The following is an 8,123-nucleotide window of genomic DNA, read 5'->3' as shown; positions in this document are numbered from 1 at the left end:
CTACGCCGCCCTGTGGAGGGCGTGGTCCGACCGCCGCTGAGGCGCCCTCCCACCCGGCGGCGACGGGAGTGCGCCACGGAGCCGGAGGCGGTCGGACAGCGCCCCCACGATCGCCGTGGACGCGTCGTAGAGGCCAGCGGCTCCTCCGCGGTGTGGCGCGGGGCCCGGGCGACCCGGCACACACCAGGCTCTTCATTGAGCGCTTTTCATCCTGTCTCGCGGAGTTGAGGCACGAGCACGGCTCGGGTGATCTCACCGGCCCGGTGCGAGCAGCACCGCAGCCGGCGCAGGATGTCCCGGTTCTTGAGCTGGGCGATGGCCCGCTCACCAGGTGAGCGGAGCTTGGCGTGGTCGGAGGCAAGGCCTACCGCTCCCGTGACCGGCGCCGCTGGCTGCGCGAACGCGGGATCGGCGTGCGCCTCGCCCGACCCGGCGTCGAGTCCTCCCAGCGGCTGGGCCGCCACCGGTACACGATCGAGCGCTCAATCGCCTGGCCGGGCTCCTACCGCACGTTGAACGTGCGCTGGGAACGCAAGGCCTCCACCTTCCCGGCCAAGCACACCGACGGCTTTTGAGATGAGCTCCAAATCAATGAATAACTTGCAAATCACTACAAACATAAACCACACAGGCCAATCAAGAACCATGAGAACCATTTTCCAAAAAGTCTTCCTGTCGAACTGACAGGAAGCTAAGATCAGCGCATGCCGAACGAAACCTGGCAACCACCCCCTGTGCTGTTGACCGTTGACCTGGTCATCCTGACCCTGCGGTCCTCAGCCCTTCACGTCCTCCTCATCGAAAGAGGCATCGACCCCCACAAAGGCGAACTGGCCCTCCCCGGCGGGTTCATCGCCGATTCCGGCGAGGACGTCTTCGACGCCGCCTGTCGGGAACTGCGCGAAGAAGCCAACCTCGACGCGACGGAACTCCACCTGGAGCAGTTAGGCGCTTACGGAAGCCCCGGCCGGGATCCGCGAGGACGCATCGTCTCCGTCGCCTACCTCGCCATCGCACCCGGCCTGCCCGAACCCAAAGCCGGTACCGACGCCTCGGCGGCCTCCTGGCGACCCGTCGAGGAGTTCTCCTCGGGCCGCGGACGGCTCGCCTTCGACCACCGGCAGATCCTCGACGACGGGCTGGAGCGCGCCCGCTCGAAGATCGAGCACACCTCGCTGGCCACAGCTTTCTGCGACGAGACCTTCACCATCGCCGAACTGCAACGGGTCTACGAGGCGGTGTGGGGGTTCGAACTCGACCCGCGCAACTTCTACCGCAAGGTCCAGGCGGTGACGGGCTTCCTCACCCCGGTCGTCTCGGACCGGCGCGTGACCAAGGGACGCCCCGCGCGCCTCTTCCGAGCAGGCCCCCAACAGGTACTGCGCCCTCCGATGATGCGGCCCCTGTCCCCGAGCCGGAACGAGAACGAAGAATGAGCGACGACCTCGTAGTGGTGCTGACCGCTCTGAACCTGGAATACAAGGCCGTGCGGGAGCGGCTCCGCTCCCCCGAGTCGTACCAGCACGACCGGGGTACCCGGTTCGAGATCGGCACACTGCCCGGCGACCATGGCCGTGTCGTCCTCGGCCTCACCGGCAAGGGCAACCAGTCGTCCGCGGTGCTGGTCGAGCGGGCCGTCCAGGAGTTCTCACCGGCCGCGGTGCTCTTCGTGGGGGTGGCCGGAGCCCTGTGGGACACGCCTCCCCTGGGTGACGTGGTCGTGGCGACGCACGTGTACGCCTACCACGGCGGAACCAGCGAAGACGATGGCCTCAGGGCCCGGCCCCGCGCGTGGGAGTCACCGCACGGCATCGCCCAGACGGCCGCGCACCTGGCCAGGCTCGGCGCATGGTCCCGGCACGCGCCGCCGGAGAGGCCGCGCCCTCAGGCGCACCTGGGCCCCATCGCCGCCGGGGAGATCGTGCAGAACTCCCGGGTCTCACGCGAGGCCGAGTGGATCAGGCAGACCTACAACGACGCGTTGGCCATCGAGATGGAGGGCGCCGGAGTCGCCCAGGCCGGACACCTGAGCGGCGCACCGGTGGCGATCGTGCGCGGCATCAGCGACCGGGCCGACGNACCGCGAATGGCAGCCGGTCGCCGCCGCGAACGCCGCGGCCTTCGCCCTGGACCTCGCGGAAGAACTCATCGGACAGAAGGAGTCCCCCACCATGCGCAAGGACAGCAACTCCGGTGACGGAGGCAATGTCACCAACACCGCCTACGGAAGTGTCGGTGTCCAGGCGGGCCACGTGCGCGACAGCACGCTCCACGTGTCCTTCACTGCGCCCGGGGCCGGCGGAGCCGGGATCGCGGACGAACTCGCTGCCCTCAGGGAGAAACTGGCGCGGGAGCGCTCGGCGGGACGCATCGACGAGGACACCCACGAGGCGGCGTCGGCCGAGATCGACATCGCCGACAAGGGGATCGAGGAGGGGACACCCGAGAGCAGGAAGGCCTCGGTCCTGGCCCTGAAGCGCCTGCGGGGCCTGCTCGGCGACCTGGCGTCGCTGGCCGCGCAGGTCGCGACGCTGATCACCGCGGTGAAGGGGCTCTCATGAGCGGGCCTGATACCGCCAACACGGCTGCGTCCGGCTCCCACGTCGGGGTCCAGGCAGGCCATGTGCACGACTCCGTCATTTACGTAGTGGGCCCCGACGACCCGCCTGAGCGTGATTACGAAGTCGGGTGCCGTTACCTCGCGGACGGAGTCCCAGTCAAAGCGAGGGAGCACCTCGAGCGAGCCTACGCGCGCGGATTCGACGGCCCGGAGATCCATTTTCATCGGGCTCTGGCCATCCTCAGTAAGCGCTCCTACCGGGATCTCACCAAGGAGGACCGCGCGGTCCTGGCAGAGCTGTCAGCCCGGCGGCGGACACCGTTAGGACGTAACGAGTGGTGGCGGGGCCTGGACATCGTCTTCGGACTCCTGTCCTGCGTGGACGGCTCCGGTGGAGACCCGGCCGACACGATGATTCGCCTGGACGCTCTGCCCACCGTGCAGCGCGACCTGATTCTGCGCCATCTCGGTCTGGTACTCACCGGAAGTATGAAGCAGGGTGTGTGGCACCAGATCCGGGAGGGCGCCAAACTGGAGCAACACGCCCACGAAAGGGTCGACCGGGCCTGGGTCTACTTCGAACCCGTACCCGCCGGGGCCAGGGCCGGGAGGCCCAAGCCGAAATCCACCGCCCTCCGGGATATCTTCGGAGGTCTGATCCTGGCGAGCACGTTCCTGTTCCCTGTCACGGTCATGATGAAGTCCGCCTTGGCCCAGGGGAGCCTGCTGTCGCTGATTTCCTGCTTCGCGATGCTCGTCTTCGGGCCCGCCGCAGGTTGGCACATCGCCTTCTGGAACCACAAGCACCGGCGCAGGCTCGCCAAGGAACAGGAGTACGGTTACCGACGCTCGCGCACGGGTCCGCCCGAGCGCGGTTTCGCTGATCATGTGGAGCGCGCGTTCGACCACTACTTCGCCAAGTACGCCCCCGAACCGGAGAACAGGGACGAGTGGCTCAGCCAGACCATCGGCGTACGCCGGTCTCTGCGTGATGAGGTCGCCCGTGTCTACCGGGAGAGCAGTGTTCGCAACGGAGCAGTGAACTGGCTGATCCGGTTCATGGTGCGCGATGTTCGTCGACGCTGGACCAAGGGCCTGCCGCTGGAGCCTGACGAAATCCACGCAGTGGGAACGGCGGCCAAAGCACGATGCGTGATCCTGTGTCTGCTCTCGGCGGCGGCGACCATGACAGCCCTCAGTATCGCGTTCCAGGAGTCACCGGTCTCAACCGTGGGCTGTGTCCTCCTCGCCGTGGTCGCCGGCAGGTTCGCGATTCCCCTGTGGTTGAGGATCCACAGTGAACACCGTCGTTACAAGGAGGAGAACCGGGAGCAGGAGGATGTCCTCACCGCACGGAAAGCCGAGTACGAACGGTGGAAGGGCAAGCTCGAAGCACTGATGCCCACGGAAACGGAGATGGAGGCCTGGTTGAACGCGGACAAGACCCTGATCCTCAACGAGGCCCTGAAACACCATCGTCTGGCCTGGTCTGAGGTCACCACCCACGCTTTCCTCCCGACAGCGGACCGTCCCTGCAAGTCGGCCAGCGTGCGGGGAGGACCTTGGCGCCACTCAAAGTACGAGATCAGGGTCTTCCTGGTCACCAACGAAGGAGTGCGGGAGGCCACGGCCAAACTCGACTTCGAGCGGGCACGGTGGCACCGCAGCGAACGGGACAACTACCGCTTCGAGGCGCTTTCCTCCGTCCGGGTGCAGATCAAGAGCGCACGGCGGTACACCCTGAACATCACGCTGACCAACGGACCGGCCAAGAGCATCCCGGTGTCCGACACTCCCGTTCACGACCAAGGGGACGAGGAACCGCAGGCCGAGGCATCGGATATCAACCTCGACGCCGCTGGGTTCTCCCACACGCTCCGCATTCTCGAAGGTATGGCCGCCGAGGGAAAACCGTGGTTCGAACGCGCGACGGATCCTCCACCCGCTTTCGCGTCCGAGCGCCCCGAGACCGATGCCCCTTCGGACGCGGGTGCCACCTCACCGACACGGAACGGTACGGCGCGACGCGAGCAATCAACGCAACCGCTCCCAGCGGCTCCCGTACGGTGAGCCTCCGGTGCACCCGCGAGAGTGCACCATATCGGCCGAGGGCGTGCACCCGGGGGGTGCACGCCTTCCAGCGGAACCCGGGACAACACGGCACAACCGAGCAACCGTATCCCCCACTACCTGCGACTTCTCGTACTTTCTCAGGTCAGGAAACTTCCCCACCGCAGTTTCAGGTCCCGTCACTCACCCCCAGGAGCTTAAGCTTTTGACCTGAGAAAACGTTCACAGGTCAAAAGCCTTCGCATGTGGGGGGTACACCAGTGAGTGACGGGAGGCGATCCCGACACACGCCACAACCTCCACCACACCCAGAACGAAACAGTCCGGCACCACCCGGAACCCCTGGCCCCGCAAGCCCCGCACCGGGTGGACGGAGCACACGGCCCGAGCCAACGACAGGTGCCAGCCCGGACCGCTTCGCAGGATCAGTCCGTTCCGGAACCGAGATCGAGCCGCCCCAGAACGGCCGACATGCTTTCCTTGGTCTGAGCGTGCGGCTCCTCGGCCTCGGCCCGACGAAGTACGGTTACCGCCTCCGCCGGAAGGGACCGCCCACACCACGCCTCCAGGGCGCTGATCGCAGCCGCACGCGCCCCGATGCAACGATTGCGCAGGCCGGTACGGATGAGCGGCCAACCCGAACCCGGTGTCCGGGCCATACCGCGCAGGACGCTCTCCAGAGCACGGTCATCCTCATACCCGGGCCCCACCGACGACACCTCGGACGGCCCTGTCGCCAGTTCCTCGAGCGGCAACAGGGTCTGGGCGAGTTCCAGAAGATCGTTCACCCGCTCCCGGGTGACCCAGCGAAAGGCCCAGTGCCAGGCAGAGGAGTCCCGCGGTGCCACGCGCAGACGCCGCAGGACGTCGTCGAACGGCCGCAGTCCCAGCTTGTCTGCCACCCATAGCGCACTACCGACATCCTTCCCGTCGGGCTCGGCCAGGTGCGCACGGACCTCCGCTTCCCATTCCGGACGCTCCAGCGTTCGTGTGAGTCGTCGGCCGAGCCGGGTCACCTCGTCGGCCGAATGCCCCAGGTCCCCGGGCTCGCCGAGCAGGTAGGTACGGATCGTCATCAGGTCTGCGAGCCGCCCCAGGGTGGCGGGAGCGCCGTCGATCAGTTCGGTGTAGCGTTCGAGCGCGGCGAACGCGTCCGGATAGTCCACTAGCCCTTTGGCCGGTCCGCCCTCGGAGAGGGCCATGGCTCCGAGGATGCCTCCCGCCCCGTCGAGCAGTGCGTCGTCCACCTTCCCTTCAGGTCCGCCCTTGGTAAGGGCCTCCAGCAGTCCTCCGTTCACCGCGGCGAAGTGGGCGAGGTACTCGTCCATGACCCCGTTACGGAAGCCCTCTCGTAGGAGCCATGCCCGGATGGCGGGATCGGTGGTGCCTTCCAGCCGCTTCACCGCGTGGATGCGGCCCCACCCCGTGGCCCGTCGGGCGAGTCGGAACAGGTCCGGTTCGGGGTCGGGTACGACACGCCGCAACGCGACGGCCGCGTAGAGAGCGAACTCGTCCAGTGACCCGAGCAGGACGAACAGTTCTCGTTCGCGTTCGTCTCCGCACAGGCCCAGCAGAGCCAGCGCGATTTTGACGGCGTCGCGGTGCGTGCCGTGCTCGGCCGTCCATCGGGCGAGCACCCGCGCACGGCGGCGGGACACCTTGCGCGCAGCGATGGGTTCGAGGAGATGGTCGACGACTGTCAGGGCGTCGGTCTCGGCGAGCGCGTCGTGGAAGAGTTGCGCCGCAGCGATGTCAGGAGGCTCCTCCACGGTCCGGGCGAGGATTCCGGCCAGTGCGTCAGCCTGTTCCGCCTTCGGGCCGACCCCGAAGTGGTGGGTGCGGATCCCGTCGAGGACGACGCTGCGCATCGTGGCGTTGGCCCAGTCGGGAGGGTCGTCGGGGAACGGCCGACCGTCGTTCGGCCAGGGGGGTTCACCATGCTCGGCGAAAAGAGAGGTGACGTGTCGAAGAAAAGTGGATCGTCCATCGGCGGGCTCGCCGATGGTCCACTCAGGGGCGCTCAAAGGCCCGGGCGGAGGCCGCCCTTCCGTGCGATGTGCGTCATCATGACGGTAAGGATGGACTATCTCGCTCCCTGACGCAAGGCCGGATCCGCTCAGGTTTCACAAACCAACAGGCATCAATCACAAAACCGGCATCACGCAACACCAGCCACACCTCCCGCACCGCGCAGCGCGCCGTCGCCACACAAGCCCGGTGACCTTTCCACGATCAGAAACCGGCCGCGGCCGAGAGGAGTCACCGCGCACAACCCCTGGTCGATACCCGGGACTCCATCGCGTACGGCCTGAAGGACGGACGTTCCATCAGGTCGGCGATAGTGAACTCCGTAAAGGAGACGTCGGTCAGGACGCGGAAGAGGCACTCCGAGGCCGACATCGGCAAGCGCCGCCAAGGGCTGACCTCGGTCCGCGCCACCACCGGCCAGTCCTGCGGCGGCACCTCGACGTCGGCGGCCCAGGAGAACTCGACGGCCGTCTCCGACACGGCCCAGGGGATCAGGCCTGCTCCACCCGGACGGTAGAGACCGTACGGATCAAAGGCGTCCCGCGTGATCGGATGTGTCTCCAGTGTTCGCCACAGCGACGCCAGCTTGTCCACCATCTGCGAGTCGGCGCCTCCCGGGGCACCGTACACATGCACATACCCGCTGAACTCCCCCACCCCGAAGCACCGACAGAGCTCCTTGTAGTCGGCGGGAAGCGCCATGCCCAGGCGCGCCTCGATCACCTCCCACGCGATGTCGACGTCCATCGACCGCCACTCGACGGCGTCGGCGATCCGGCTGACCCACGACACGGCGCTTCCCCTTCCGATCATCACGGCACGTTGTCTACCCGGACTCTGTCCGGTCCCCGGACGTTACCTGCCCGCCAGCGTGAGCCTTCTGTGTCCTGAACGTGCAGACCACAGCCCGTTAGCCTCACAACCCTGAGCCAGTACCACGATCCCTTGAAAAGACACCGATGCTGAGAACCTCGCGAGGTGCCATCGGACGCCACCTAGCCCCGGTTCGTGCTCCGTTCGTGCTCTTCAGTTCCGTACTGGCACGACACCCGGCGGCACCACCCGACCCCAGACAGCACGGCGGATCGGATGGGGCGACACGAAACAGCACGAAATGACACGTGGCGGCGCGTGTTAACCGGACTTCTCATCCGGGGGTCGCAGGTTCGAATCCTGCCGGGTGCGCCACAAAATCCCAGGTCAGACGGGGTGCACGGAGTCGAACAGGCGAGGTGCCGAACCTCGTCTGGGGGCGGATTTTGCTCCTCGTGTGCTCCCCAGTGCGAGGTCCAGTACAGGTGGGTGCCCACCTCGCGGAGCATTTTGCCATCCCGTGACCCTGAGGGCCCTAGGCCGGGGACGGCCCGTGTCCGCCCATCAGTGCCCCACAGCCGCCCTGACGCCCGCGTGTGGGGCCCTGACAGCGGACAGTAGATACTCCCCATAGGCGGCCACTTAAGGCCCC

At 67.0% G+C, this 8,123-nt stretch carries 7 protein-coding genes and 1 pseudogene; 5 read left to right on the top strand and 3 right to left on the bottom strand.

The genetic code is table 11. The annotated features are described in order from the left end of the window. Positions 1 to 206 precede the first annotated feature (206 nt). Positions 207 to 350: pseudogene (locus tag D471_RS42200) on the bottom strand (IS5/IS1182 family transposase); the annotation flags it as partial. Between D471_RS42200 and D471_RS36965 the strand changes: the two are divergent. From D471_RS36965 to D471_RS0130050, 5 genes are all read left to right on the top strand, one after another. Then, complete coding sequence (locus D471_RS36965) at positions 348 to 575, top strand: transposase (protein ID WP_017602043.1); 228 nt, start codon at positions 348 to 350, stop codon at positions 573 to 575. The pseudogene D471_RS42200 and the gene D471_RS36965 sit on opposite strands and share 3 nt — an antisense overlap. A 129-nt stretch (positions 576 to 704) precedes the next feature. After that, complete coding sequence (locus tag D471_RS0130060) at positions 705 to 1,436, top strand: NUDIX hydrolase (RefSeq protein WP_040691964.1); 732 nt, start codon at positions 705 to 707, stop codon at positions 1,434 to 1,436. After that, the gene (locus D471_RS36960; protein ID WP_241479748.1) at positions 1,433 to 2,197 is read left to right on the top strand and encodes a 5'-methylthioadenosine/S-adenosylhomocysteine nucleosidase family protein; all 765 of its coding nucleotides are present in this window, start codon (positions 1,433 to 1,435) and stop codon (positions 2,195 to 2,197) included. Before D471_RS0130060 ends, D471_RS36960 begins: the two co-directional genes overlap by 4 nt. Beyond that, the gene (locus tag D471_RS42195; protein WP_241479747.1) at positions 2,172 to 2,561 is read left to right on the top strand and encodes a hypothetical protein; all 390 of its coding nucleotides are present in this window, start codon (positions 2,172 to 2,174) and stop codon (positions 2,559 to 2,561) included. The genes D471_RS36960 and D471_RS42195 overlap by 26 nt, the downstream gene beginning before the upstream one ends. Next, positions 2,558 to 4,630 (top strand): SUI1 family translation initiation factor, encoded by a 2,073-nt coding sequence (locus D471_RS0130050; protein WP_193789808.1) that lies wholly within the window; start codon positions 2,558 to 2,560, stop codon positions 4,628 to 4,630. The genes D471_RS42195 and D471_RS0130050 overlap by 4 nt, the downstream gene beginning before the upstream one ends. A gap of 425 nt (positions 4,631 to 5,055) precedes the next feature. Here the strand turns inward: D471_RS0130050 and D471_RS0130045 are convergent, their stop codons facing one another. Then, complete coding sequence (locus D471_RS0130045) at positions 5,056 to 6,654, bottom strand: hypothetical protein (protein ID WP_152486500.1); 1,599 nt, start codon at positions 6,652 to 6,654, stop codon at positions 5,056 to 5,058. A gap of 235 nt (positions 6,655 to 6,889) precedes the next feature. Next, positions 6,890 to 7,471, bottom strand: coding sequence for an SMI1/KNR4 family protein (locus D471_RS0130040; protein WP_241479746.1), 582 nt, complete (start codon positions 7,469 to 7,471; stop codon positions 6,890 to 6,892). Positions 7,472 to 8,123: the final 652 nt, after the last annotated feature.

This window comes from Nocardiopsis lucentensis DSM 44048, assembly GCF_000341125.1.
Lineage (GTDB): Bacteria > Actinomycetota > Actinomycetes > Streptosporangiales > Streptosporangiaceae > Nocardiopsis > Nocardiopsis lucentensis.
The sequence above is the reverse complement of the archived record's forward strand: the minus strand, read 5'-3'. Positions and strand labels throughout refer to the sequence as shown.